At 71.3% G+C, this 24,474-nt stretch carries 21 protein-coding genes; 8 read left to right on the top strand and 13 right to left on the bottom strand.

Annotation, left to right across the window (positions count from 1 at the left end):
* Positions 1-33: 33 nt before the first annotated feature.
* The 5 genes from SLUN_RS28960 (at position 34) to SLUN_RS28940 (ending at position 5,816) form a co-directional block, all read left to right on the top strand.
* A complete protein-coding gene (locus tag SLUN_RS28960; RefSeq protein ID WP_108152921.1) occupies positions 34-1,857 on the top strand; it encodes an ABC transporter substrate-binding protein in 1,824 nt (607 codons plus the stop codon).
* A 3-nt stretch (positions 1,858-1,860) separates the two neighbouring features.
* Positions 1,861-2,910, top strand: a complete 1,050-nt coding sequence (locus SLUN_RS28955; protein ID WP_108152920.1) for an ABC transporter permease — start codon at positions 1,861-1,863, stop codon at positions 2,908-2,910.
* Positions 2,907-3,812 carry an ABC transporter permease gene (locus tag SLUN_RS28950; RefSeq protein ID WP_108152919.1) on the top strand — a complete coding sequence of 302 codons (906 nt, stop codon included), beginning with the start codon at positions 2,907-2,909 and terminating at the stop codon, positions 3,810-3,812. Before SLUN_RS28955 ends, SLUN_RS28950 begins: the two co-directional genes overlap by 4 nt.
* Positions 3,809-4,777, top strand: coding sequence for an ABC transporter ATP-binding protein (locus SLUN_RS28945; RefSeq protein ID WP_108152918.1), 969 nt, complete (start codon positions 3,809-3,811; stop codon positions 4,775-4,777). Before SLUN_RS28950 ends, SLUN_RS28945 begins: the two co-directional genes overlap by 4 nt.
* 76 nt (positions 4,778-4,853) lie before the next feature.
* Positions 4,854-5,816 (top strand): ABC transporter ATP-binding protein, encoded by a 963-nt coding sequence (locus tag SLUN_RS28940; RefSeq protein WP_108152917.1) that lies wholly within the window; start codon positions 4,854-4,856, stop codon positions 5,814-5,816.
* A gap of 55 nt (positions 5,817-5,871) precedes the next feature.
* On the opposite strand, the gene SLUN_RS28935 is transcribed toward SLUN_RS28940, so the two are convergent.
* From SLUN_RS28935 to rimP, 9 genes are all read right to left on the bottom strand, one after another.
* A complete protein-coding gene (locus SLUN_RS28935) occupies positions 5,872-6,816 on the bottom strand; it encodes a bifunctional riboflavin kinase/FAD synthetase (RefSeq protein ID WP_108152916.1) in 945 nt (314 codons plus the stop codon).
* A 41-nt stretch (positions 6,817-6,857) separates the two neighbouring features.
* A complete protein-coding gene (locus SLUN_RS28930) occupies positions 6,858-10,487 on the bottom strand; it encodes a S1 family peptidase (protein ID WP_108152915.1) in 3,630 nt (1,209 codons plus the stop codon).
* A gap of 245 nt (positions 10,488-10,732) precedes the next feature.
* Positions 10,733-11,632: a tRNA pseudouridine(55) synthase TruB gene (gene truB / locus SLUN_RS28925; protein WP_108152914.1), complete on the bottom strand. Its 900-nt coding sequence runs from the start codon at positions 11,630-11,632 to the stop codon at positions 10,733-10,735.
* Positions 11,629-12,084, bottom strand: a complete 456-nt coding sequence (rbfA, locus tag SLUN_RS28920; RefSeq protein ID WP_108152913.1) for a 30S ribosome-binding factor RbfA — start codon at positions 12,082-12,084, stop codon at positions 11,629-11,631. The genes truB and rbfA overlap by 4 nt, the downstream gene beginning before the upstream one ends.
* 24 nt (positions 12,085-12,108) lie before the next feature.
* Positions 12,109-12,402 (bottom strand): DUF503 domain-containing protein, encoded by a 294-nt coding sequence (locus SLUN_RS28915; RefSeq protein WP_067164897.1) that lies wholly within the window; start codon positions 12,400-12,402, stop codon positions 12,109-12,111.
* 169 nt (positions 12,403-12,571) lie between these two features.
* Complete coding sequence (gene infB, locus SLUN_RS28910) at positions 12,572-15,733, bottom strand: translation initiation factor IF-2 (RefSeq protein ID WP_108152912.1); 3,162 nt, start codon at positions 15,731-15,733, stop codon at positions 12,572-12,574.
* A 148-nt stretch (positions 15,734-15,881) separates the two neighbouring features.
* Positions 15,882-16,163: a YlxR family protein gene (locus tag SLUN_RS28905; protein WP_108152911.1), complete on the bottom strand. Its 282-nt coding sequence runs from the start codon at positions 16,161-16,163 to the stop codon at positions 15,882-15,884.
* Positions 16,164-16,234: 71 nt separating this feature from the next.
* Entirely contained in the window at positions 16,235-17,239 is a 1,005-nt protein-coding gene (gene nusA, locus SLUN_RS28900) for a transcription termination factor NusA (protein ID WP_108152910.1), read from the bottom strand.
* Positions 17,240-17,241: 2 nt separating this feature from the next.
* Positions 17,242-17,748 carry a ribosome maturation factor RimP gene (gene rimP, locus SLUN_RS28895; protein ID WP_108152909.1) on the bottom strand — a complete coding sequence of 169 codons (507 nt, stop codon included), beginning with the start codon at positions 17,746-17,748 and terminating at the stop codon, positions 17,242-17,244.
* A 154-nt stretch (positions 17,749-17,902) separates the two neighbouring features.
* Here rimP and SLUN_RS28890 point away from each other — a divergent pair, with 154 nt between their 5' ends.
* From SLUN_RS28890 to SLUN_RS28880, 3 genes are read left to right on the top strand one after another with little or no spacing between them, the layout of a single operon-like run.
* Positions 17,903-18,391: a hypothetical protein gene (locus tag SLUN_RS28890; protein WP_108152908.1), complete on the top strand. Its 489-nt coding sequence runs from the start codon at positions 17,903-17,905 to the stop codon at positions 18,389-18,391.
* A complete protein-coding gene (locus SLUN_RS28885) occupies positions 18,388-18,837 on the top strand; it encodes a ferritin-like domain-containing protein (RefSeq protein ID WP_170146617.1) in 450 nt (149 codons plus the stop codon). The genes SLUN_RS28890 and SLUN_RS28885 overlap by 4 nt, the downstream gene beginning before the upstream one ends.
* A 23-nt stretch (positions 18,838-18,860) precedes the next feature.
* Positions 18,861-19,754, top strand: coding sequence for an aminoglycoside phosphotransferase family protein (locus tag SLUN_RS28880; protein WP_108152907.1), 894 nt, complete (start codon positions 18,861-18,863; stop codon positions 19,752-19,754).
* Positions 19,755-19,856: 102 nt separating this feature from the next.
* On the opposite strand, the gene SLUN_RS28875 is transcribed toward SLUN_RS28880, so the two are convergent.
* The 4 genes from SLUN_RS28875 to ispG form a co-directional block, all read right to left on the bottom strand.
* Positions 19,857-21,548: a proline--tRNA ligase gene (locus tag SLUN_RS28875; RefSeq protein ID WP_108152906.1), complete on the bottom strand. Its 1,692-nt coding sequence runs from the start codon at positions 21,546-21,548 to the stop codon at positions 19,857-19,859.
* Positions 21,549-21,617: 69 nt separating this feature from the next.
* On the bottom strand, positions 21,618-22,187 hold the full coding sequence (locus SLUN_RS28870; RefSeq protein WP_108152905.1) for a GNAT family N-acetyltransferase: 570 nt from the start codon (positions 22,185-22,187) through the stop codon (positions 21,618-21,620).
* A 30-nt stretch (positions 22,188-22,217) separates the two neighbouring features.
* The gene (locus SLUN_RS28865) at positions 22,218-23,060 is read right to left on the bottom strand and encodes a GNAT family N-acetyltransferase (RefSeq protein WP_108154991.1); all 843 of its coding nucleotides are present in this window, start codon (positions 23,058-23,060) and stop codon (positions 22,218-22,220) included.
* 242 nt (positions 23,061-23,302) lie between these two features.
* Positions 23,303-24,457, bottom strand: a complete 1,155-nt coding sequence (ispG, locus tag SLUN_RS28860; protein WP_108152904.1) for a flavodoxin-dependent (E)-4-hydroxy-3-methylbut-2-enyl-diphosphate synthase — start codon at positions 24,455-24,457, stop codon at positions 23,303-23,305.
* Positions 24,458-24,474 lie beyond the last annotated feature (17 nt).

Below are 24,474 nucleotides of genomic sequence, written 5' to 3'. Positions count from 1 at the left end.
TCCGAGCGAGTGATGACGCGAGGTCCCCTTCCCATGGTCACAAAGGTTCCAGCCCGCATCCGACTGCTTCTGGCCTCCGGCGCCGCCGCCGTACTGCTGGCGGGATCGGCAACCCCCTCCGCCCAGGCCGCCGACGACGGCAAGGACAACGGCGGCAAGAAGGTCCTCACCGTCGCCGTCTCGCAGAGCGTGGACTCCCTGAGTCCGTTCCTGGCGCAGAAGCTGGTCAGTACCACCATCCACCGGTTGGCCTACGAGTACCTGACGAATTATGACGTCAAGGACGCCCACCCGGTCCCCGGCCTCGCCACCGAGTGGAAGACGTCCCCGGACAAGCTGACGTGGACGTACACCATCCGGAAGAACTCCAAGTGGTCCGACGGGAAGCAGGCCACCGCCGAGGACGCCGCCTGGACCTTCAACAAGATGATGACGGACGAGAACGCCGCCACCGCCAACGGCAGCTTCACGGCCAACTTCAAGAAGGTCACAGCGCCGAACCCCGAGACGCTGGTCATCGAGCTGAAGAAGCCGCAGGCCACCATGACGGCACTCGACGTCCCGATCGTGCCCAAGCACGTCTGGGAGAAGGTCGGCGACTTCTCGAAGTTCAACAACGACAAGCAGTTCCCGATCGTCGGCAACGGCCCGTTCGTCGTCACCGACTTCAAGGTCGACCAGTTCGTCAAGCTCAAGCCCAACAAGGACTTCTGGCGGGGCGCGCCCAAGTTCGACGAGCTGGTGCTCAAGTACTACAAGGACGGTGACGCGGCGGTCGCGGCCCTGCAGAAGGGCGAGGTCTCCTTCGTCCAGGGCCTCACCCCCGCCCAGGCCACCGCGCTCAGGAGCGCCGACAACATCAAGGTCAACGACGCGCCCGGCCGCCGCTTCTTCGCCCTCGCCACCAACCCGGGCGCCAGGTCGAAGGACGGCAAGACCTTCGGCAGCGGCCACAAGGCCCTGCTCGACCCGGCCGTACGCAAGGCCCTCTTCGCGGCCACCGACCGCAAGACCATCGTCGACAAGGTCTTCCAGGGGCACGCGGTGGAGGGCGAGGGCTATATCCCGCCGCGCTTCGACTCGTACTTCTGGAAGCCGGACGCGAGCCAGAGGGTCGCGTACGACCCGGCCAGGGCGGCCCAGCTCCTCGACCAGGCCGGCTACAAGAGGAACGGCGGCGGCAAGCGCGTCGGCAAGGACGGCAAGGCGCTCGACTTCCGCATCCTCTGCCACGCCACCGACCCCAACGACAAGGCGATCGGCAAGTATCTCCAGGAGTGGTGGGGCGAGCTGGGCGTCGGGCTCAAGGTCGACTGCCTCGACAATGTCTCCGACCCCTGGCTCAAGGGCGATTACGACCTGGCCTTCGACGGCTGGTCCGTCAACCCCGACCCGGACTTCGTCCTCTCGATCCACACCTGCGGGGCGCTGCCGGCCACGCCCAAGGACACCGGCGCGACCGACAACTTCATCTGCGACAAGCGGTTCGACGAGCTGTACGGGAAGCAGAGCGCAGAGTACGACGCGGCCAAGCGGGTCGGGCTGGTCAAGGAGATGCAGTCCCGGCTGTACGACACCGCCTACATGAATGTCCTCGCGTATCCGAACGCCGTCGAGGCGTACCGTACCGACCAGATCAAGTCCATCACGACGATGCCGGAGGCCGCGGGCAATCTGTGGGGCCAGGACGGCTACTGGAGCTGGTGGTCGGCCGAACCGGCCGCCGGTGACGGCAGCTCCGACAGCGGCTCCTCCATGGGCGTCGTGATCGGCATCGTCGCGGCCGTCGTCCTCGCCGCCGGACTCGGGCTCTTCGTCGTGATGCGCCGGCGTTCCACCGCGGAAGACCGTGAATAGCCGATGAGCACCACGAGCACGACCAGCACCACCGCTGTGGCGCGGGCCCAGGAGGCCCGCGCCGCGAGCGGCAACGTACGGGCCTATCTCCTCTATGTGGCGGGCAAGCTGGGCGGTGCGGCGATCTCGCTGCTCGCCGTGCTGGTCACCAGCTTCTTCCTCTTCCGGATCATCCCCGGCGACCCGGTGAAGGCCATGACACATGGCATGCCGACGTCCGCAGCGCAACTGGCCACACTGCGCCGTCAGTTCGGGCTGGACCAGCCCATGTGGCAGCAGTTCACCGACTACTGCGCCAAGGCGCTGACGGGCGATCTCGGTACCTCGTACCAGTTCCACGCCCCTGTCGGTGATCTGATCACCCAGAAGCTGCCCGCGACACTCCTGCTCACCGGTGTCGCCGTGCTGATCTACTCGGCGATCGGGCTCTGGCTCGGCACCCGCTCCGCCTGGCGCAACGGCAGCCTCGGCGACAAGCTCAACACGGGCGTGGCGCTGACCCTGTGGTCCGTGCCCTCCTTCTGGCTCGGACTGCTGCTGATCATCACCTTCTCGGTGGGCATCGGCCCGATCCCGGGCATGTTCCCGACCGGTGGCATGGAGTCGGGCGACGAGACCGGCTTCGCGTACGTCGCCGATGTCGCGCACCACATGGTGCTGCCGGTCCTCACGCTGGTCGCGGTCGGTTACGCCCAGACGCTGCTGGTGATGCGCTCCTCGCTGCTGGACGAGATGGGCAGCGACTATCTGACGACGGCGCGGGCGAAGGGCCTGCGGGACGATGTCGTACGCCGCCACCATGCCGTGCCCAACGCGCTGCTGCCCACGGTCACCATGGTCTTCATCAACCTGGGCCATGTGGCGGCCGGTTCGATCCTCGTCGAGACGGTCTTCTCCTGGCCCGGCCTGGGCGGGCTCTTCTACCAGGCACTGAGCGTGCCCGATCTGCCGCTCGTCCAGGGGCTCTTCGTGGTCTTCGCCGGCGCGATGATCCTGATGAACCTCCTCGCCGACCTGCTCTATCCGCTGCTCGATCCCCGGGTGGGCCGATGACGACGACGACCGCCACAGCAACGTCGCTCGCCTGGGCGCGCCGCCGAGACTCGGTGGCCCGCTTCTGGCGCTCGTACCGCACGCACCGGGCGGGGCTCTACGGTCTCGGCGCGCTCGCACTGATCGCCCTGGTGGCGCTCGCCGCGCCGCTGCTCGTCGGCTCCGACGTGCAGAGCGTGACGAACGCGCCGGGCACCGCACTGGAGAAGCCGAGCGGTGAATTCCCCCTCGGCACCGACCAGTTCGGGCGCTCGCTGCTCGGACTGCTGGTGTGGGGCGCGCGGATCTCGCTCACCGTCGGCCTGCTCGCCGCCGCGCTGTCGGTGGCCATCGGAACCCTCACCGGAATCATCGCCGGTCACTACGGCGGCTGGTTCTCCTCCGTGCTGATGCGGATCACGGACTGGTTCCTGGTGATGCCGACGCTGGTACTGGCGATCGTGCTCGCGACCGTGATGTCCCGGAGCGTATGGACGGTCATCATCGCGATCGGCGTCACCAGCTGGCCGACGACCGCACGGCTGGTGCGCGCGCAGACCATCGCGGTCGAGTCCCGCCCGTACATCGAACGGGCGAAGGCCCTCGGCGGCGGGCACGGCCACATCATGAGCCGCCATGTGCTGCCCAATGTGATGCCGCTGGTCCTCGCCCAGACGACGCTCGGCATCTCCAGCGCGATCCTGACCGAGGCGACGCTGGCCTTCCTCGGCCTCGGCGATCCGACGATCGTCTCCTGGGGCGGCATGCTCCAGGACGCCCGGGAGGCGGGCGCGGTCTCCTCGGGCCACTGGTGGTATCTGGCGCCGCCCGGTATCGCCATCGCGCTGGTGGCACTCGCCTTCACCCTGTGCGGGCGCGCGATCGAGGCCGTGCTCAACCCGAAGCTGGGGGTGGCTCGTTGAGCCTGCTCGAAGTCAAGGACCTGCATGTCACGTACGGCTCCGGGGCCCGTGCGGTCCCCGCCGTACGCGGGGTCGACCTCAGCCTCGACGCCGGCCAGAAGCTGGGCATCGCCGGTGAGTCGGGCTGCGGCAAGTCGACGCTCGCCCTCGCCCTGCTCCGGCTGCTTCCTGCCTCCGCCCGCCTCAGCGGCGAGATCCTGCTCGACGGCGAGGACGTCCTCGCCATGAAGTGGGGGCGGCTGCGAGCCGTACGGTGGGCGGGCGCGTCGATCGTCTTCCAGGGCGCGATGCACTCCCTCAACGCGGTGCACCGGATCGGCGACCAGATCGCCGAGCCGATCCTGCTGCACCAGAAGTCCACGCCCGCGGCCGCGAGGAAGCGCGTCGCCGAGCTCCTCCATGAGGTGGGGCTGCCCCCCGCGCGCGCGGAGGCGTATCCGCACGAGCTCTCCGGCGGCCAGCGGCAGCGCGTGATGATCGCGATGGCGCTCGCCTGCGACCCCCGGCTCATCGTCGCGGACGAGCCCACCACCGCGCTGGACGTCATGATCCAGGCGCAGATCCTGCGGCTGATCGAGCAGTTGGTCGCCGAGCAGTCCATCTCCCTGCTCATGATCAGCCACGATCTGGCGGTGCTGGCCGACACGTGCGACCGGCTGGCGGTGATGTACGCGGGCCGGATCGTCGAGGAGGGGCCGGCGCGGACGGTGTACGACGCGGCGGAGCATCCGTACGGGCGGGCCCTGTCCGCGGCCTTCCCGCGCGTCGGCGACGTCGCTTCGCGCCGGGCCCCGCGCGGCCTGCCGGGCGACCCGCCGGATCCGTCGGCGCTGCCGGGCGGCTGTACGTTCCACCCGCGCTGCCCGGTCGCGCTGGAGGCGTGCGCGGAGGAGGACCCGGTGCTGTCGATGCTGGGCGACGGGCGGCGGGCGGCGTGCGTGCATGTGGCCGGGCCGGCGTCGTGACCGTGGCAGTCCGGCCCGTCCTCCATCGCCGGACGGGCCTCAATACAGGCGCCCTTTCCCACAGGAGTCCGCTGACATGACCACTGCCCCCCTTCTCTCCGCCTCAGGGCTTCATGTCACCTTCCCCGGGCGGCGCGGCGGGCCTTCCGCCCGTGCCGTCGACGGGGTCGATCTGGACATCGGAGCCGGTGAGATCGTCGCCCTGGTCGGTGAGTCCGGCTGCGGCAAGACGACGCTGGCGCGCTCGCTGCTCGGCCTCGTCGCGCCGACGGCGGGCCGGGTCACGTTCTCCGGTGAGCCGCTCTCGTACAGCTCGCGCGCCCTGAAGTCCTACCGCAAGCGGGTACAGCTGGTGCTCCAGGATCCGAGCGGCTCGCTCAATCCGCGGCACACGGTGTACGACGCGGTGGCCGAGGGCCTGCGGATCCACGGGTACACCGGGGACGAGCGCGAGGCAGTCGCCGAGGCACTCTCGCGGGCCGGGCTGCGCCCGCCGGAGCGCTTCTTCCTGCGCTACCCGCACGAGCTCTCGGGCGGCCAGCGCCAGCGGGTCGTCATCGCCGGCGCGCTGGTCCTGGAGCCCGAACTGATCGTCGCCGACGAGCCGGTGGCCTCGCTGGACGCCTCCGTACGCGGCGAGATCCTCGCGCTGCTGCTGCGCCTGCGCGACGAACTGGGCCTGTCCGCACTGGTGGTGACGCACGACCTGGGCCTCGCGTGGAACATCGCGGACCGGGTCGCGGTGATGTACCTGGGCCGGATCGTGGAGTCGGGTCCGGTGGAGGAGGTACTGACCTCGCCCCAGCACCCGTACACCCAGGCACTGTTGTCGGTCCTGCCGGAGTCGGGCGGCGCGCCGGTGATCCTGACGGGCGAACCGCCGGACCCGTCCCGGATCCCGGGCGGCTGCCGCTTCCACGCGCGCTGCCAGGTACTGGCGTCGGGCGAGGCGGACCGGGCGGGGGTGGCGGACCGCTGCCGGACGGAGGGGCTGCCGGTGCTGGGGCGGCGGGGTGGGGTGGCGTGCCACTGGGCGTGACGGGGCCTCTCGGCGTGGGGCCCAGGCGGGGTCGGGGTGCGGGGCGGACCGGCCCCTACGCCATGCCCGTCAGCTCGCGGCACCTCTTCACGTCCGCCGCGATCGCCTCCAGCAGCGCATCGATCGAGTCGAACTTCTCCTGGCCCCGCACATACGCCAGGAAGTCCACCGCCACATGCAGCCCGTACAGATCAAGACCGACGCGGTCGATCGCGTACGCCTCAACCGTCCGCTCCGTCCCGTCGAACTGCGGGTTCGTACCCACCGAGATCGCCGCCGGCATCCGTTCCCCGTCCGCCGTCAGCCACCCCGCGTACACCCCGTCCGCCGGGATCGCCGTATGCGGCAGCGTCTCCACGTTCGCCGTCGGGTACCCCAGCTCACGGCCCCGCTGCGCCCCCCGGACCACCACGCCCTCGACCCGGTGCGGGCGGCCCAGGATCTCGGCCGCGCCCTCGACGTCGCCGTCCGAGACCAGGCGGCGCGTCAGGGTCGAGGAGAACGGCTCGCCACCGCCCGCCTCGCCGCTCACGAAGAGGTCGATGACCTCGACCTCGTAGTCGTACGTCGCGCCCAGCTCGGCCAGGAAGGCGACATTGCCCGCCGCCTTGTGGCCGAAGCGGAAGTTCGGGCCCTCGATCACCGCGCGCGCGTGCAACTTGTCGACCAGCACCTTCACGATGAAGTCGGCCGGCGACAGCGTCGAGAACTCCTTCGTGAACGGAAGGATCAGCACCGCGTCGACGCCCAGCTCCGCCATCAGCTCGGCGCGCCGGTGATGCGGGGCGAGCAGCGGCGGGTGGCTGCCGGGCCGTACGACCTCGCTGGGATGCGGGTCGAAGGTCACGACGACCGACTGCACCCCCAGCTCGCGCGCCCGCTCCACGGCCCGCCCGATGATCAGCTGGTGCCCGCGGTGCACTCCGTCGTAGGAGCCGATGGTGACGACGCTGCGTCCCCAGTCCTGGGGGATGTCCTCCAAGCCACGCCAGCGCTGCACTGTGACCGCTCCTCGCCCGAACCTGTGTACGTGATTGCCGATTACGCAGGTCTAAGACTGCCATGCCCGCGGCTGCCGGTTCGCATCGGCACCGGGCTGCCGAGGTTCGCGACCGTCCGGTGTGCGCTCGGGCCGACCACCAGGGCCCACTCGTGCGGCGCGCGGGCCAGCCACCCCGAGACCAGCGCCGCGAAGCCCGGCACCTCGCGGGCCAGCTCGACCAGCCGCCGGTCGAAGCAGGTCGCGCCCTCGGGGGTACGGACGAGGAGCAGGCCGGTGCGGTGCACCAGCTCCCGGGTGCCGGACTCGGCGCGGCTCCCGCAGCCGAGCGCGGCGGCCCGCAGCAGGGCGTCGAGGACGGTCAGGTCTTCCCCTTCGTGCTGCTCGTACTCCAGCAGTACGTCGAGGAGCTCGGCGCGCAGCGGCCGGGATGCGGGGCCGCCGCCGGGCGCGGCGAGTACGGGCGCCAGCGCTCTGCGCACCTGGACCGGGCGGCCCCGGAGCAGACCGGTGATCAGCGGGAACAGGACGGCGCGGGCGGCCGGTCCCTGCTCGAGGAGGCAGTCGACGTACGCGGCGGCGTGGGCCGCGCCTTCAGGCCGGCGGTCGACGTACTCGCCGACGAGCGCGGCCGCACGGCGGGCGAGCGCGGGCGTGGTGACCTCGGCGAGGGCGCGCAGCACTTCGCCCGCGCCGTCGCCGGCCTGGTGCAGCCGGGCCTGGAGGGCGGCGAGTACGGGCTCGGGATGGGTGGTGAGCGCGGCGGCGAGGGCGCTCGCGGGCAGCCGGGGGTCGCCGTCACGGAAGGCGGCCAGTGCCGGGCCGAGATACCGGGAGCGCGTGTGCGGATCCCGCACGAGGAGCGCGAGCGCGGGACCGTGCAGTGTGGTGTCGGCGGGGCGCGCGAGCAGCGCGAGCGCGGCGTAGCGCAGCAGCTCGCGGTCGGCGTCGGTGGTGACGCGGGGGACGGTGGCCAGGCCGTACGTCGCGGCCGCGCCGCGCCGCTCGGAGCGCGGGTCGTGGGCCCAGCGGTCGACGGCCCGGCAGAGGACGGACGGCTCTTCCTCGGCGAGCACGGCGAGGAGCTCGTCGGCGCGGGGGTGGGCGGTGGCGACGAGGGCTTCGGTGAGGTCGTCGAGGGCGAGGCCGCGGCGGGCGTACAGCAGGGCCTGCGCGGCGGCGGCGACGGTGGGCCGCACCTCGGCGCCGGGGTCGGCGGGCAGGGGCGTGGCGTCGGTGAACCAGCGGCACAGCAGCGGTTGTACGGCGCGAGGGTCGGCGACCAGCCGCGCGGCGACGGCATCGAGGTAGCGGTGCCGAGCCCCGGGCGCGCCCTCGGACGCCACGCGCCCGGTCCGAGCCCCACGCGCCCGCCGCTCCCGCCCGAACCCCGGCGCCCCATCCGCAGGCACCAGCCGTCGCAGCAGATCGAGTCGCTCGGCCTCGGTCACCCGCAGCCGGTCCCAGAACCAGGGTCCGAACTCGCCCAGTGCGCCGAGGTGTTGGGGTCCGCCCTCGCGGACCGACCTCCGGGTGATCCGCTCCGCGAGCAGCCGCAGTACGGGAAGGTACGCCCCGGGGTCGGGCACCCGCAGCAGCGCCTCCCGAGAAGATGAACCCCACCACTGCGCGTCATCGACCCCTCGCCCCGCCGCCTCCCCGGACGGGAGCCGGACCCTCCTCCGCCGTTCCAGCGCGTCCACCAACTCCTCCAGCCTGCGGGTCAGTTCCGCCGGTCCGCCCACCCTGCCCAGCAGCAACAGCGCCTGGACCACCGGGCCGATGCGATGGCGCGGGACAGGCAGCGGGCGGGGTTTCCCGTCCCCCGAGCCCGGGGGCGGCGGGACGTGCCCGGACCCGCGGCCGCTCGCACCAGGACGCGACGGCAGCCCCACAGGCGCCCGCGCGTGCCGGCGGTGGACCAGGGAGTGCAGCGCCGCGTCGAGGTCGAGGTGCGCGCCCTGGAGCCAGTCCCCGAGTTCCTCGTGCGCGAAGCGGTAGCCCCCGCCCGCCAGAACCAGCAGGCCTTCGGTGAGGACCGCGGACGCCCAGCCCGTCCCCCAGGGAAAGAGCTCCTCGAAGGACTCACGGTCCAGTTCTCCCTGCCCGGGACCGAGACAGAGCCGCGCCGCCTCGTGCACCTGGCCCGCCACCCTCGCCGCCAGGCGGCGGACCGCGGAACCCCGCAGCGGTGGCCTGGACTCCGCGGCGACACGGACCGCGATCCGCAGGCACAGCAGATCCAGATGGGCGGTGAAGACGTCCTCCCGGCCGGGCCGCCCCGGCACGTCGCCGGGCAGCGCCTCCCGTACCTCTGCCAGCAGCCGCAGCGCCAGCGGATGCCGTTCGTCGGCCGCGGCGATCGCGCCGGCCGGGAGCCCGTACCGCTCACGCGCCTGCTCCGCCTCCCCGGCGGACAGGTCGTCGACGCGGAGTGCCGGCGGCAACCGCTGCGCGGGCGTGGCCGGCCGGTGCAGTACGTCCGGCGGGTAGAGCGCACCGGCCTGTTCCCAGTGCTCGGGCCGGCAGCCGACGACCATCCGCACATCGCAGGAGCTCAGCCAACTCGCTGTCCCAGCCGTCCAGTCGGGCAGCCGATGGGCGAGTACGGGCGGCATCTCCTCGGGCCCGTCGAGCAGGATGAGCAGGGGCCGCCCGGCCTCGCGCGCCAGCCGTGCCACCCGCTCGGGGGTGACCGGCTCCATCTCCCCGCGCGCCCCCGACGCGGCGAGGATGCGTCCGGCCTGCCGGAGGGTACGCGCCACCGCGTCCGCGACCGAGGCGTCGTCGGCGTGCAGGTCGGCACCGCGCAACCACACGGTGGGGGCGGGTTCCGCACCGCACGCGCGACGCTCGGCGAACGCGGCGAGTTCGGTCGTGCGGCCCGTCCCGGGATCGCCGACGAGTCCCATGACCAGGCCGGTGAAGGAGGCGAACTCCCGTACGCTGTACGGCCGTTCAACCGGATCGGGCCAGGCGCTCGGCCCGCCGGCCGAGCCGGCGGAGGTGGCGGTGAGCTCCAGCACGGCCGCGAGGTTGAGGTCGTGCCCGTACGCGGGCACGGTCGCCGCATTGCGCCGCAGCAGCTCGGCGAGCGGCCCGTCCGCCGGCAGTCCCGCCGCACGCAGCGGCAGCGCGAGCCCGGCCGCCCGGTGCCCGGCCTGCAGCGCGGTGCCGAGGACGGCGAGCACCGTACCGGTCACGGCGTCCAGCACCGGTCCCCCGGCGGCCTCGCCGCCCGGTCGCAGCGCGTCGCTGCCGTCCGTCCCGATCGCCAGCTCCATGGCGTCGCCGAGAAGATGGAAGCGGTCGGTCGCGGTGTACGTCACCTGGGCGGCACCGAGCACGCGGGCCTCGCGCCAGCCATGGGCCGCGAGCCGTACGTACGCCCCCGTCTCTACCCGCTCCCGCCTGCTGATCGGCAGCGGCCGCACCCCGAGCCCTTCGGTGCGCAGCAGGGCCAGACCGGCCTCCGGAAGGGGGACGATGGCGTCGGCCTCGGCGAGGCAGGTGCGCTCGCCGGGGGCGTGCAGCACGACCCGTACGAGCCCGTCGACCGCCTCATGACTCGTTACGACCGTGCCCAGATCGTCGGCGACGAAGCCGGTCCCACGCGGCCGTCCCGCCAGATCGCAGATACGTACCAGCGTTGCCAGGTCCCCGCGTCCCATGCTGTCGACGGTAGGTCGGCAGTGATCAGCGGGAGAAGGACGCATCCTGAAAGCGCCCCCGAGTGCACCCTCGGTTCACTCCGAGCGCCTGCCCGAAGGGGTGAATACGGGGGCCGCGACGGATAGACCCCTTCCGAGGGGGATCGTGGAACGGGCAGCGGCCCTGCCCGTTCCACGATGGGACCGATTCCCGGCCCGATTCCCGGCCCGGTCCTGGTCCCGGTCCTGGTCCCGGTCCCGGCCGCTCAGCCGAAGACGGCGAGGCTCTTGGCCTTGCCCTTCTGCTCCTCCACCAGTGCCACGAAGCGCCCGTCGGGTCCGAAGACCGCCACCGGCGCGGACTCGTAGGCCGGCATGTCCAGCCGTACGCCATTGGTGAGCAGCTTCGCCTGCCTCTCGTCCACGTCCCAGCGCGGGAACGCGGCCGCCGCGGCATCGGCGATCGGCATCACGGTCAGCTCCTCCTGGAGCTGGTCGAGCGTCTTCGCCGCGTCGAGTCCGTAGGGACCGACCCGGGTCCGCCGCAGCGCCGTCAGATGCCCGCCGACGCCCAGATCGGCGCCGAGGTCACGGGCGAGAGCGCGGATGTACGTACCGGACGAGCAGACCACCGAGACGACCAGGTCCACGACCGGCGTCCCGTCCTCGGCCACCGCCTCCCGCACGTCGTACACCTGGAACGACGACACGGTCACCGGCCGGGCCGGGATCTCGAATTCCTCGCCGCCACGCACGCGCGCGTACGACCGCTTGCCGTCGATCTTGATGGCGCTGACCTTCGACGGCACCTGCATGATGGCGCCGGTCAGCTTGGCGACGCCCGCGTCGATGCCCTCCCGGGTGACCCCGGAGGCATCGGCCGAGGACGTGATCTCGCCCTCCGCGTCGTCGGTGACGGTGTTCTGCCCCAGCCTGATGGTGCCGAGGTACTCCTTCTCGGTCAGCGCGAGGTGCCCGAGAAGTTTGGTGGCCTTCTCGACGCCCAGGACCAGCACACCGGTGGCCATGGGGTCCAGCGTCCCCGCGTGTCCGACGCGGCGGGTCCTGGCGATCCCGCGCATCTTGGCGACGACGTCGTGCGAAGTGAAGCCGGACGGCTTGTCGACGATGACAAGGCCGTCCGGCGTCCTGTTCTGCTCCGTCATTCCGCGGCTTCGTCCCCGTCCGCGTCCTCGTCCTCAGGCTTGCGGTACGGGTCGGCCTCGCCGGCGTACGCGGCACCCGAGGACACCTCACGCACCTTGGCGTCCGAGGCGCGCGCCTTGTCGAGCAGGTCCTCGATCGTCTTGGCGTTCTCCGGGAGTGCGTCCGCCACGAACGTCAGGGTCGGCGTGAACTTCGTCCCCGCCGCCGCTCCGACCGCCGAGCGCAGCACGCCCTTGGCGCTCGCCAGCCCGGCTGCCGCACTGGCCCGGTCCTCGTCGTCGCCGTACACCGTGTAGAAGACCGTGGCCTCCCGCAGGTCGCCGGTGACACGGGTGTCCGTGATGGTCACGTGCGTACCCAGGCGCGGGTCCTTGATGCCGCGCTGCAGCTTCTCGGCGACCACCTCCCGGATGAGGTCCGCCAGCTTCTTCGCCCGCGCGTTGTCGGCCACTGGTCCTTCTCCTTATTTCCTTGCTCAGTCTTCATCACTGTGCAGCCGCCGTCTTACCGACAGCAGCTCCACTTCGGGCCGGGCGGCGACCATGCGCTCGCACCGGTCCAGTACGTCTGTGAGGTGCCCCGTGTCCCCGGACACCACCGCCAGGCCGATCTCGGCCCTGCGATGAAGATCCTGGTCGCCGACTTCGGCCGCGCTCACCGCGTATTTGCGCTGGAGCTCGGCGACTATCGGCCGGACGACGGAGCGTTTCTCCTTCAGCGACCGTACGTCGCCGAGGAGCAGATCGAAGGACAGTGTCCCCACATACATGTATGTCCGGATGTCCCGCCGGTACGGGTTAGGGAGCCCCGCCCGCTCTTGGCAGGGACACAAGAACCGTACACGGAACAGCCGGGGCCGATCGACGGAAATACTCTCCGCCGACCGGCCCCGACTGTTGAGGGGAGGTCCGGGGGTGACCCCCGGACCTCCCTGCGGATCAGCCGCGAGGCTTCTCGCGCATCTCGTACGTCGCGATGACGTCGTCGATCTTGATGTCGTTGAAGTTTCCGAGGTTGATACCGCCCTCGAAGCCTTCGCGGATCTCGGTGACGTCGTCCTTGAAGCGGCGCAGACCCTGGATGTTGAGGTCCTCCGCGATGACCTTGCCGTCGCGGATGAGCCGGGCCTTGGTGTTGCGCTTGACCTCGCCGGAACGGATGAGAACACCCGCGATGTTGCCCAGCTTGGACGAGCGGAAGATCTCGCGGATCTCCGCCGTACCGAGCTCGACCTCTTCGTACTCCGGCTTGAGCATGCCCTTGAGGGCCGCCTCGATCTCCTCGATGGCCTGGTAGATCACCGAGTAGTACCGGACGTCGACGCCTTCGCGCTCCGCCATCTGCTGGGCACGCCCGGCAGCGCGGACGTTGAAGCCGATGACGATGGCGTCGGAGCCCATCGCCAGGTCGACGTCCGACTCCGTGACAGCACCCACACCGCGGTGCAGGACCCGGATGTCGACCTCTTCGCCGACGTCGAGCTGGAGCAGCGAGGACTCGAGAGCCTCCACCGAACCGGACGCGTCGCCCTTGATGATGAGGTTGAGTTCCTGCACCAGGCCGGCCTTGAGCGCCTCGTCCAGGTTCTCCAGGGAGAACCGGACACCCTTGCGGGCGAAGTTGGCGTTCCGCTCACGAGCGGCACGCTTCTCGGCGATCTGGCGGGCGGTGCGGTCCTCGTCGACGACCAGGAAGTTGTCGCCGGCACCCGGGACATTGGTGAGACCGAGGACGAGGACCGGAGTCGACGGACCCGCCTCTTCCACGTTCTCGCCCTTGTCGTCGAGCATCGCGCGGACACGGCCGTACGCGTCACCGGCGACCATCGTGTCGCCGACGCGCAGCGTGCCTCGCTGGACCAGGACGGTCGCAACGGCACCGCGGCCGCGGTCGAGGTGAGCCTCGATCGCAATACCCTGCGCGTCCTGCTCCGGGTTGGCCCGCAGGTCGAGCGAGGCGTCCGCGGTGAGGATCACGGCCTCCAGCAGGGAGTCGATGTGCAGACCCTGCTTGGCGGAGATGTCGACGAACATCGTGTCGCCGCCGTACTCCTCGGCGACCAGACCGAACTCGGTGAGCTGACCGCGCACCTTGACCGGGTCGGCACCTTCGACGTCGATCTTGTTGACCGCGACCACGATCGGCACACCGGCCGCCTTGGCGTGGTTCAGCGCCTCGATCGTCTGCGGCATCACACCGTCGTTCGCCGCGACCACGAGGATCGCGATGTCGGTGGACTTCGCACCACGGGCACGCATGGCGGTGAACGCCTCGTGACCGGGGGTGTCGATGAAGGTGATCTTGCGCTCTTCACCGTTGACCTCGGTACCGGCCTGGTACGCACCGATGTGCTGCGTAATACCGCCGGCCTCGCCCGCAACGACGTTCGTCTTGCGGATCGCGTCCAGAAGTCGGGTCTTACCGTGGTCGACGTGACCCATGACGGTCACGACCGGCGGACGGGACACGAGGAACTCCTCGCCGCCCTCGTCCTCGCCGAACTCGATGTCGAAGGACTCGAGCAGCTCGCGGTCCTCCTCCTCGGGGCTGACGATCTCGAGGACGAAGTTCATCTCGTCCGCGAGCATCTTCAGCGTCTCGTCGGAGACGGACTGCGTGGCAGTGACCATCTCGCCGAGGTTCATCATCACGCCGACGAGCGACGCCGGGTTGGCGTTGATCTTCTCCGCGAAGTCGGTGAGGGACGCACCGCGCGACAGACGGACGGACTGTCCGTTGCCACGAGGCAGCATCACACCGCCGACCGACGGGGCCTGCATGGCCTCGTACTCCTGGCGCCTCTGCCGCTTCGACTTACGGCCACGACGGGCCGGGCCGCCGGGACGGCCGAAGGCGCCCTGCGTGCCACCACGGCCGCCGGGACCACCCGGACGTCCGCCGAAGCCGGGACGGCCACCGCCGCCACCGAATCCGCCGCCACCACCGGGGCCACCGCCGCCGGGACGACCGGCGAAACCGCCACCGCCACCGGGACGACCGCCGCCGCCACCGCCACCGCCGGGACGACCGGCGAAACCGCCGCCACCGCCACCGCCGCCGGGACGACCGGCACCGGCGCCGCCGGGACGACCGCCGCCGCCTGCGCCGGGACCACGGCCACCGCCACCGCCGGGACCGCCACCAGGACGGGGGCTGGCCGCGGGACGCTGCGGCATCATGCCCGGGTTCGGGCGGTTACCCGCGGGGCCGCCACCGGGGCGGGGAGCCTGCGGACGCGGCATGCCGCCGGGGCTCGGACGAGCGCCACCCTGACCCTGCGGTCGGGGAGCGCCGCCGGGACCACCCTGCGGACGCGGGGCGCCGGGAGCGGCACCACCGGGACGCGGAGCGCCACCCGGACGGGGCGTCTGGGGACGCGCCATACCGGTGGAACCACCGGACGTGAAGGGGTTGTTGCCCGGACGGGGACCGGCCGGACGGTTGCCGCTGGGGCGCGGGGCGCCCTGACCGGCGGGACGTGCGGGACGCTCGCCACCACGGCCACCATCACGGGCACCGTCGCGGCCGCCGTCACGCTGACCGCCGTCACGGCCGCCGTCACGCTGACCGCCGGCCGGAGCCGGACGGGCGGGACGCGGGCCGGGAGTGGCACCCGACGCGGGACGCGCGGGGGCCTGCGGCGCTGCGGGCTGGGCCGGAGCCGGGGCCGAGAACTCGGCCGCGGGCACCGGAGCCGCCGGAGCGGGCTTGGCCACTGCGGGCTTGGGACCCGGACGCGGGCCCGAAGAGGCCGGCGCCACGGAGGGGATGCTGGGGGTGCTGCTCGCCGGAACCTCGGCTGCGGCCGGCTTGGGAGCCGGTGCGCCGGGCTTGGGGGCAGCGGGACGTGCCGACGACGCCGGGGACGGCGCGCCGGGCTTGGCGGGCGCGGCCTTACGAGGCGCGCCGGGCTTGGCAGCGGACTTGCCGGCGTTGCCGCCGGGCCCCTGCAGTGCGTCAGTCAACTTGCGTACAACCGGCGCCTCGATCGTCGAGGACGCCGAACGGACGAATTCACCGAGTTCTTGGAGCTTGGCCATGACGACCTTGCTCTCAACCCCGAACTCCTTGGCGAGTTCGTATACCCGGACCTTAGCCACTTCGCTCCTTTTAGGTCCGGGTTACCGCCGGACCGTCGCTACTTCATGGGCGTACTCATCGCGTACTCATCGAGTGCTCATCGCAATCTCGACCTACTTCCAACTCGCGAGGTACCTGACCGCACGGGGTTCCGTGCCGTACTTCTTCTTACGGTGCTGCCTGCTCCTCGACATACCGGCGTACTTCCGCGGTATCGAGCGGTCCCTGGACCCTGAAGGCCCGGGGGAACGCCCGGCGGCGGACCGCCAGGTCGATACAGACCGAGGCGGGGTGTACATACGCACCCCGGCCGGGCAGCGTACCGCGATCATCGGGGACGCAAGCGTCCCCGGTCACCACGATGCGCAGCAGATCGCTCTTGGCCGTTCGCTCCCGGCATCCCACACAGGTTCGCTCAGGGCACACGGGGGCTTGCGTCCGGCCAGACACGTTTAAGTCTACCTCCCCGAAGCGACCTCACCCGATGGGGGCAAAAATCGAACGGTTGTTGTCTTGATCCCTCAGCGCTGGTCGGAGCCCTCGTCGGCGCTCTGCTCGGTGTCCGGGCGGATGTCGATGCGCCAGCCGGTTAGGCGGGCGGCCAGGCGGGCATTCTGCCCCTCCTTGCCGATCGCCAGCGACAGCTGGTAGTCCGGGACGGTCACGCGCGCGGAACGGGCGCCCAGGTCGACGATCTCGACCTTGCTGACACGGGCCGGCGAGAGGGCGTTGGCCACCATCTCGGCCGGGTCGTCCGACCAGTCGACGATGTCGATCTTCTCGCCGTGCAGCTCGGCCATGACATTGCGCACCCGGCTGCCCATCGGGCCGATGCAGGCACCCTTCGGGTTCAGACCGGAGCGCGTGGACCGTACGGCGATCTTGCTGCGGTGACCGGCCTCGCGGGCGATCGCCGCGATCTCGACCGAGCCGTCCGCGATCTCCGGGACCTCCAGCGCGAAGAGCTTCTTCACGAGGTTCGGGTGGGTGCGGGACAGGGTCACGGACGGGCCGCGGACACCCTTGGCGACGCGGACCACGTATGTACGCAGCCGCAGCCCGTGGGTGTACTCCTCGCCCGGCACCTGCTCCTGCACCGGCAGAATCGCCTCGAGCTTGTCGTCCAGCCTGACCAGGACGTTCTTGGGGTCCTTGCCCTGCTGCACCATGCCGGCGACGACATCGCCCTCACGGCGGGCGTACTCGCCGAAGGTGACGTCGTTCTCCGCGTCACGCAGCCGCTGCTGGATGACCTGGCGAGCGGTGGTGGCGGCGATCCGGCCGAAGTCGGAGGGTGTGTCGTCGAACTCCTTGGGCTCCTGGCCCTCTTCGAGGTCGGCCGCGTCCTCCTTCGCCCACACGGTCACATGGCCGGTGTCGCTGAGCACCACGCGCGCGTGGCGGCGGCTGCCCTCGGTGCGGTGGTATGCGATGAGGAGAGCCGACTCGATCGCCTCGACCAGCAGGTCGAAGGGGATCTCCTTCTCTTGTGCCAAGCCCTTCAGGAGCTTCACGTCGATGTCCACGGCTACGCCTCCTCTTCCTTCTTGTCCTTGCGGTTGAACTCGATCTCCACCCGCGCCTTGGCGATATCGGCGAAGGCGACACGGCGGGCGGTGGGCTTGCGCCCCTTCACGCCCGGCACTTCGAGGTCGAGTCCCTCGTCGTCCACGGTGAGAATGCGGGCCACCAGCTCTCCGGCGGTTCCTTCATCGTTCAGCTGCAGCTTCACCAGCCGCCCGACGGCGCGCTCGTAGTGGCGGTGCTGGGTCAGGGGGCGGTCGGCGCCCGGCGAGCTCACTTCGAGGACGTACTCGCCCTCGCCCATCGCGTCCGTCTCGTCCAGCTTCCCGGAGATGGCGCGGCTCAGCTCTGCGCAGGCGTCCAGGGTGGCGCCCTCTTCCGAGTCCACGATGATCCTCAGCATGCGGCGCTTGCCCGCCCGGGACACCTCGATCTCTTCCAGATCCAGGCCCGCGGCGCTGACGAGCGGTTCCAGCAGCCCGCGCAGCCTCTCGCTCTGGGTGGTGCTCATCCGGGTGACTCCTCGGCCGCGTGTGCTGTTGTGGGATCGTCGCGTGTCAGACCAAAGGGTATCCGGTCCCGGGGGGTGTTGCCGTCCACCTGCGCCGGACCCGCAGGTACGCTCGCCTGCGGCGATGATCACTGCAAGGCCCGAGGAGACACGCGTGGGGCGCACGGGGACAACACGAAGACGTGCGCTCATGGTGACGGGGGCGGCGGCGGCCTCCCTGTTGACGGGCTGTTCGACGGAGGAGCCGGAGGGACGGCGTACGTCCGGTTCGGCGCCGGATTCCGGCCGGACGGAGGCGGCGCTGCGCCGCCGGCTCGCCGCCGTGAGCGGTGCGCTGCGTGATCAGTACGACGCCGTCATCGCACAACATCCCACCCTGGCCGGGCAGTTGGCTCCACTGCGGGCGGCGGTCGGCGAGCATGTCACGGCACTCGGCGGGGCGGCGCGGGTGGCACCACCGGTGCCGGTCCCGTCCGATGCCCCGGGTGCGGTCAAGGCACTGGCCGCCGCCGAGCGGCGCACCTCGGACACGCACGTCGCCGCGCTCCTCGACGCGGAGCCGGAGCTGGCACGGCTGCTGGCCTCGGTCGCGGCGGCCGGAGCCGCGCATGCGTACCTGCTGACGAAGGGGGGCGGGCGATGAGCGCGCCGGACGTCGTACAGACCATGCAGGCCGCGCAGGCCGCGCTCGCCGCGGAGCACGCGGCGGTGTACGGGTACGGGATCGTCGGCGGCCGGATCGGCGACGACCGCGAGGCCGAGGCCACCGCGGCCTACGCCGCGCACCGGGCCCGGCGGGACGCGCTGGCGCGCACGGTGCGCGACCTGGGGGGCAAGCCGGCCGCGGCCGCCGCGGCGTACGCGCTGCCCTTCCCCGTGCCGGACGCGGCCGCGGTGGTGCGCCTGGCCGCGGTGCTCGAGGACCGGGTCGCGGGCGTCTACTCCGATCTCGTACGGGCCGCGGAAGGACCACTGCGGCGGGAGGCGGCGGGCGCGCTGCGGGAGGCGGCCGTACGTGCGGTGCGCTGGCGCGGCAGCGGCGTAGCCTTTCCTGGGCTTGCCGAGCGGACCGCCGGCCGAGCACGCTGAAGCGGAAAGGGAACAACGGACGTATGGCTTTCGAACCGCCGCAGCGGCTGGTCCGGGCACTCGGTGAGACCTACGGGGACGAGGCCGTGGGCGACTGGCTCGAACAGTTGCCCAAGACCGTCCAGGAGGCGGTGGACCGGCGGGAGCTGGACGTCGAGCGGGTGATGGCGCCGGGGGGCAGGAGCAGTCTGGTCGTCCTCGTACGCCGGCCGGACGGCACGGCGGCGGCGCTGAAGGTCGCCCCGCCCTCCGCCTCGCCCGCGCTGGAGCGGGCGGCGCTGGAGCACTGGGACGGGTGGGGTGCGGTGCGTCTGCTCGGCTCCACGGACGGTGCGCTGCTGCTGGAGCGGCTGCACCCGGAGGTGTCCCTGCGGTCACTGCCGGAGGCGAAGGCGCTGCTGGAGGCGGCGGGGACGGTGCGGCGGCTGTGGACGGAGCCGCCTGCGGACCACGGCTTCGAGACAGTGGCGGAGCGGACGGAGCGGCAGGCGGAGGCGATGCGGGCGTTCGCCGACCCGGGGGCGGCTTCGCTGGTCGCCACGGCGCTGGCCGCGCGCGACGAGCTGACCGCGGTGTCGCCCGAACTGGTGCTGCTGCACGGCAACTTCCGCCAGGGCAAGGTACTGGCGGCCGACCGCACGCCGTGGCTCGCGGTCGGCCCGGAGCCGCTGGTGGGTGAACGCGCCTACGACCTGGCGCGGCTGGTCCGCGACCGGGTCGAGGACCTGATCGCGGCAGCCTCTGGCGCCGCGGCGGCCCGCCGCCGGGTGAACAAGCTGGCGGACTCGCTGGAGGTGGACCGCGAACGCCTGCGGGGCTGGACGCTGTTCCGCGCGGTGGAGTCGGGGACGCGGGCGATTGCGGCGGGGCGCCGCGGGGAGGGCGAGCTGGCGCTGGAGTTCGCGGGCTGGCTGTAGAACCAGGGGCAAGCCCCCGGACCCCGTACGGCCTTCGGCCGTGTCCTCAAACGCCGGACGGGCTGGATACTCCAGCCCCGCCGGCGATTGAGGCGCGGACCCCTACGCGCTCAGGCGCGCGATCGCCTCGGACACCGTCAGCTCTTCCCGCTCCCCCGTGCGGCGGTCCTTCAGTTCCACGACGCCCTCCGCCGCGCGGCGGCCCGCCACCAGGATCTGCGGGACGCCGATCAGTTCCGCGTCGGTGAACTTCACGCCCGGGGAGACCCCGGGGCGCTCGTCGACCAGCACGCGCAGGCCCGCCGCCGACAGCTTCTCCGCCACCTCGATCGCCAGCTCCGTCTGGAGCGCCTTGCCCGCGGCCACCACATGGACGTCTGCCGGGGCGATCTCGCGCGGCCAGCACAGGCCCTTGTCGTCCGCCGTCTGTTCGGCCAGGGCCGCCACCGCGCGGGAGACGCCGATGCCGTACGAGCCCATGGTCACCCGGACCGGCTTGCCGTTCTGGCCCAGGACGTCGAGCTGGAAGGCATCCGCGAACTTGCGGCCCAGCTGGAAGATGTGACCGATCTCGATCGCGCGGTCGAGCTTGAGGCCCGTGCCGCACTTCGGGCAGGGGTCGCCATCCCGGACCACGACCACGTCGAGGTAGTCGTCCACCTCGAAGTCACGGCCGCAGACGACGTTCTTCGCGTGCGTGTCCGGCTTGTTGGCACCCGTCACCCACGCCGTGCCCGGCGCGATGCGCGGGTCCGCGATGTAGCGGACCTTCTCCAGGCCCTGCGGGCCGACATAGCCGCGTACGAGATCCGGGCGGTCCACGAAGTCCTCCGCGGTGACCAGCTCGACCACCGCCGGCGCCAGGTGCTCGCCGAGCTTGCCGAGGTCCACCTCGCGGTCGCCGGGGACGCCCACCGCGACGATCTCGCCGTCCACCTTGACCAGCAGGTTCTTCAGGGTCGCGGAGGCAGGCACGCCCAGGTGCGCGGCGAGGGTCTCGATCGTGGGGGTGTCGGGGGTGTCCAGTTCCTCGACCGCGGGATGCGACGCGTCGGCCGGCGTGGCCCTGAAGGTCACGGCCTCGGTGTTGGCCGCGTACTCACAGGCCGGGCAGTCGACGAAGGTGTCCTCGCCGGCGGGCGCCGGGGCCAGGAACTCCTCGGACGCCGAGCCGCCCATGGCGCCCGAGACCGCCGAGACGATGCGGTGGTCCAGGCCGAGCCGCTCGAAGATCCGGATGTACGCGTCGCGGTGCAGCGCGTACGACTCCGTCAGGCCCTCGTCGGTCGTGTCGAAGGAGTACGAGTCCTTCATCTGGAACTCACGGCCGCGCAGCACACCCGCACGCGGACGCGCCTCGTCGCGGTACTTCGTCTGGATCTGGTAGAGGATCACCGGCAGGTCCTTGTAGGACGTGCACTGGTCCTTGACGATCTGGGTGAAGATCTCCTCGTGCGTGGGGCCGAGCAGATAGTCCGCGCCCTTGCGGTCCTTGAGGCGGAAGAGCAGGTCGCCGTACTCCTCGTACCGCCCGCTCGCGTCGTACGCCTCCTTGGGCAGCAGCGCGGGAAGCAGCACCTCCTGGCCGCCGATGGCGTCCATCTCCTCACGCACGACCCGGGTGATGTTCTCCAGGACCTTCTTGCCCAGCGGCAGCCAGCTCCAGATGCCGGCGGAGCTACGGCGCACATAGCCGGCGCGCACCAGCAGCTTGTGGTTGAGCGTCTCGGCGTCCGCCGGGTCGTCGCGCAGTGTCTTGACCATCAGACGGGACATGCGCTGGACCTGGGCCATGGGGAAATCTCCTGCGTCAAGAAAGGGTGATGGTCAGGAGATTAGCCGGGCGGCACGGGCAGGCGGAAATCACTTCTCGCGCAGCAGTGGCAGCGGGGCGCCCATCACGGCGTACGGACTGGGCGCGCTGGGGAACAGAACCTGGCGCGCGAGGTCCTGGTAGCCGAGCGCGCGGTACAGGCCGCGGGCCGGGCTCTCGACGTCGATGGCCGAGAGGATGGAGCGCGGCTGGTCGACGCCGTCGGTGATCGTGGTGATCAGTGAGCGGCCGATGCCCTGGCCCTGGAAGCCGGGGTGGACATGGAGCTCGGTGATGACGAAGGAGTCGTCGAGCCATCCGTCCAGGCCGGCCCTGCGCAGATAGGGCTCGACGACGGTGGACCACCAGTGGCTGCGGTCGTTCGGCATCCCGTAGACGAATCCGACCAGGCGGCCCGACTCCGTCAGCGCGCCGAGCGCACGGGCTCCCGGGTGCAGGAGGTGCCGGTGGACGATATGGCGGCGCACTTCGATCTCGTCGTCGCTGAGCCCGAAGGCGAGGGCCTGGACCGCGAGGGCCTCGTCGATCCGCGCGGCGAGATTGAGCGGCCCGACCACGACGCTGGGAGTCCGGGGTCCGCCTCCTGAGAGTGCTGCCATGCGCGAAACCCTACTTGTCGCCGCTCATCGTCAGAACAGCACGCTCATAAAGGCCCCGACCTCGTGGAAGCCCACCCTTCGATACGCCGCCCTGGCTGCAGTGTTGTAGTCGTTGACGTACAGGCTGACGACCGGCGCGACGTCCTGCAGGGCGTAGCGCAGCACGGCCGCCATGCCGCTCTCGGAGAGTCCGCGGCCGCGGAACTCCGGGGCGACCCAGACGCCCTGGATCTGGCAGGCCTGGGTGGTGGCCGCGCCGATCTCGGCCTTGAAGACGACCTTGCCGTCGTCGATACGGGCGAACGACCGCCCCGCGGCGACGAGTTCGGCCACGCGAGCCTGGTAGAGCAGTCCGCCGTCACCGGCCATCGGCGAGATGCCGACCTCCTCGGTGAACATGGCCACGCACGCCGGCATGATCACGTTCATCTCGTCCTTGCGGATGCGACGGAGGTACGGGTCGGGCTCGATGCCGTCGGCGAGCTGCTCGGTGACCATCAGCGGCTGATGGGCGCGTACGTCCCTGGCCGGGCCCCAGCTCGGCTCCAGGAGCCGCCACAGCTGAGCGGTGGACTCGGCCGGGCCGACGATGGAGGAGCAGCGGCGGCCGGTCCTGCGGGCCCGGTCAGCGAAGGCACGCACGGCCTCGGGGGTGGCACAAATGGGCACGAGATTGGCGCCGGAGTAGCAGAGCGAGCGCAGCCGCCCGTCCGCGTACCAGCCCCACATCTCGCCGCCGAGGCGCCAGGGGTCGAGCCCGGCGACCTGGACGCGGGACGTGACAAAGGCATTCGCGACGGGCTCGCTCTCCAGGATGGCGAGCGCTGCGCCGAGGTCGCTGGGTTCGAGGACCCGGGTGGTGGTCTGCGTCAACACGAGGGGCCCTCCATCACTCCTTGCGGGCAACGACAGGTGCCGCTCGATCGGTCAGCGTCGGCACGTGCCCTTGGGCACCGGTCAGGGCTTGACCGTCGCCTCACCGCGAGAAGCCCCTTGGGGCGGAGTCACACGGTCTGCTGGTCTCCGCACTGTACCCGGAGATGCGGCGCGGCACCGCTCACGCAAGGGACCAGGCCCCGACTCCGGAGGGGACCCGGTCCATGGCCACGCGCAGGTCAGCTGACGGAGACCGCGGGCTCGCCCGAGGTGATGCCGTCCCGCTCCATCTGCTCGGCGATCTTCATCGCCTCTTCGATGAGGGTCTCGACGATCTTCGACTCGGGGACGGTCTTGATGACCTCGCCCTTCACGAAGATCTGGCCCTTCCCATTGCCCGACGCCACGCCGAGGTCGGCCTCGCGGGCCTCGCCGGGACCGTTGACGACGCAGCCCATGACGGCGACGCGCAGCGGCACCTCCATGCCCTCGAGTCCGGCGCTGACCTGGTCGGCGAGCTTGTAGACGTCGACCTGGGCCCGGCCGCAGGACGGGCAGGAGACGATCTCGAGGCGGCGCTGCTTGAGGTTGAGGGATTCCAGGATCTGGATGCCGACCTTGACCTCTTCGGCGGGCGGAGCGGAGAGCGAGACCCGGATCGTGTCGCCGATGCCCTCACTGAGCAGCGCACCGAAGGCCACGGCGGACTTGATGGTGCCCTGGAAAGCGGGTCCGGCCTCGGTGACGCCGAGGTGGAGGGGGTAGTCGGACTGGGCGGCCAGCTGCCGGTAGGCATTGACCATCACGACCGGGTCGTTGTGCTTGACCGAGATCTTGATGTCGCGGAAGCCGTGCTCCTCGAAGAGGGACGCCTCCCACAGCGCGGACTCCACCAGCGCCTCCGGCGTCGCCTTGCCGTACTTCTTCAGCAGCCGCGCGTCCAGCGAACCGGCGTTCACCCCGATACGGATCGGGGTGCCGGTGGCCGAGGCCGCCTTCGCGATCTCCTTGACCTTGTCGTCGAACTGCTTGATGTTGCCCGGGTTCACCCGCACCGCCGCGCAGCCCGCGTCGATCGCCGCGAACACGTACTTCGGCTGGAAGTGAATGTCCGCGATCACCGGAATCTGCGACTTGCGCGCAATGGTGGCGAGCGCGTCGGCGTCGTCCTGCGTGGGACAGGCCACCCGCACGATCTGGCAGCCCGACGCCGTCAGCTCGGCGATCTGCTGCAGCGTCGCCCCGATGTCCGAGGTACGCGTCGTCGTCATCGACTGCACCGACACCGGCGCGTCCCCGCCGACGGCCACGGTGCCGACCTGGATCTTGCGGCTGACCCTCCGGTCGGCGAGCTTCGTCGGAACGGACGGCATTCCGAGAGAAATTGCAGTCATCGGCTGTGCAACCCCAA

This window comes from Streptomyces lunaelactis (assembly GCF_003054555.1).
Lineage (GTDB): Bacteria > Actinomycetota > Actinomycetes > Streptomycetales > Streptomycetaceae > Streptomyces > Streptomyces lunaelactis.
This window is presented reverse-complemented; position numbering and strand designations above follow the sequence as displayed.

What these genes read in the sequence shown, in the direction of transcription:
- SLUN_RS28950 (WP_108152919.1), top strand. Translation starts at nt 2,907, where the DNA reads ATGACGACGACGACCGCCACAGCAACGTCGCTCGCCTGGGCGCGCCGC.
- ispG (WP_108152904.1), bottom strand. Translation starts at nt 24,457, where the DNA reads ATGACTGCAATTTCTCTCGGAATGCCGTCCGTTCCGACGAAGCTCGCC.
- SLUN_RS28880 (WP_108152907.1), top strand. Translation starts at nt 18,861, where the DNA reads ATGGCTTTCGAACCGCCGCAGCGGCTGGTCCGGGCACTCGGTGAGACC.
- SLUN_RS28955 (WP_108152920.1), top strand. Translation starts at nt 1,861, where the DNA reads ATGAGCACCACGAGCACGACCAGCACCACCGCTGTGGCGCGGGCCCAG.
- SLUN_RS28870 (WP_108152905.1), bottom strand. Translation starts at nt 22,187, where the DNA reads ATGGCAGCACTCTCAGGAGGCGGACCCCGGACTCCCAGCGTCGTGGTC.
- SLUN_RS28875 (WP_108152906.1), bottom strand. Translation starts at nt 21,548, where the DNA reads ATGGCCCAGGTCCAGCGCATGTCCCGTCTGATGGTCAAGACACTGCGC.
- truB (WP_108152914.1), bottom strand. Translation starts at nt 11,632, where the DNA reads ATGACGGAGCAGAACAGGACGCCGGACGGCCTTGTCATCGTCGACAAG.
- SLUN_RS28930 (WP_108152915.1), bottom strand. Translation starts at nt 10,487, where the DNA reads ATGGGACGCGGGGACCTGGCAACGCTGGTACGTATCTGCGATCTGGCG.
- SLUN_RS28960 (WP_108152921.1), top strand. Translation starts at nt 34, where the DNA reads ATGGTCACAAAGGTTCCAGCCCGCATCCGACTGCTTCTGGCCTCCGGC.
- SLUN_RS28885 (WP_170146617.1), top strand. Translation starts at nt 18,388, where the DNA reads ATGAGCGCGCCGGACGTCGTACAGACCATGCAGGCCGCGCAGGCCGCG.
- SLUN_RS28915 (WP_067164897.1), bottom strand. Translation starts at nt 12,402, where the DNA reads ATGTATGTGGGGACACTGTCCTTCGATCTGCTCCTCGGCGACGTACGG.
- SLUN_RS28940 (WP_108152917.1), top strand. Translation starts at nt 4,854, where the DNA reads ATGACCACTGCCCCCCTTCTCTCCGCCTCAGGGCTTCATGTCACCTTC.
- rimP (WP_108152909.1), bottom strand. Translation starts at nt 17,748, where the DNA reads ATGAGCACCACCCAGAGCGAGAGGCTGCGCGGGCTGCTGGAACCGCTC.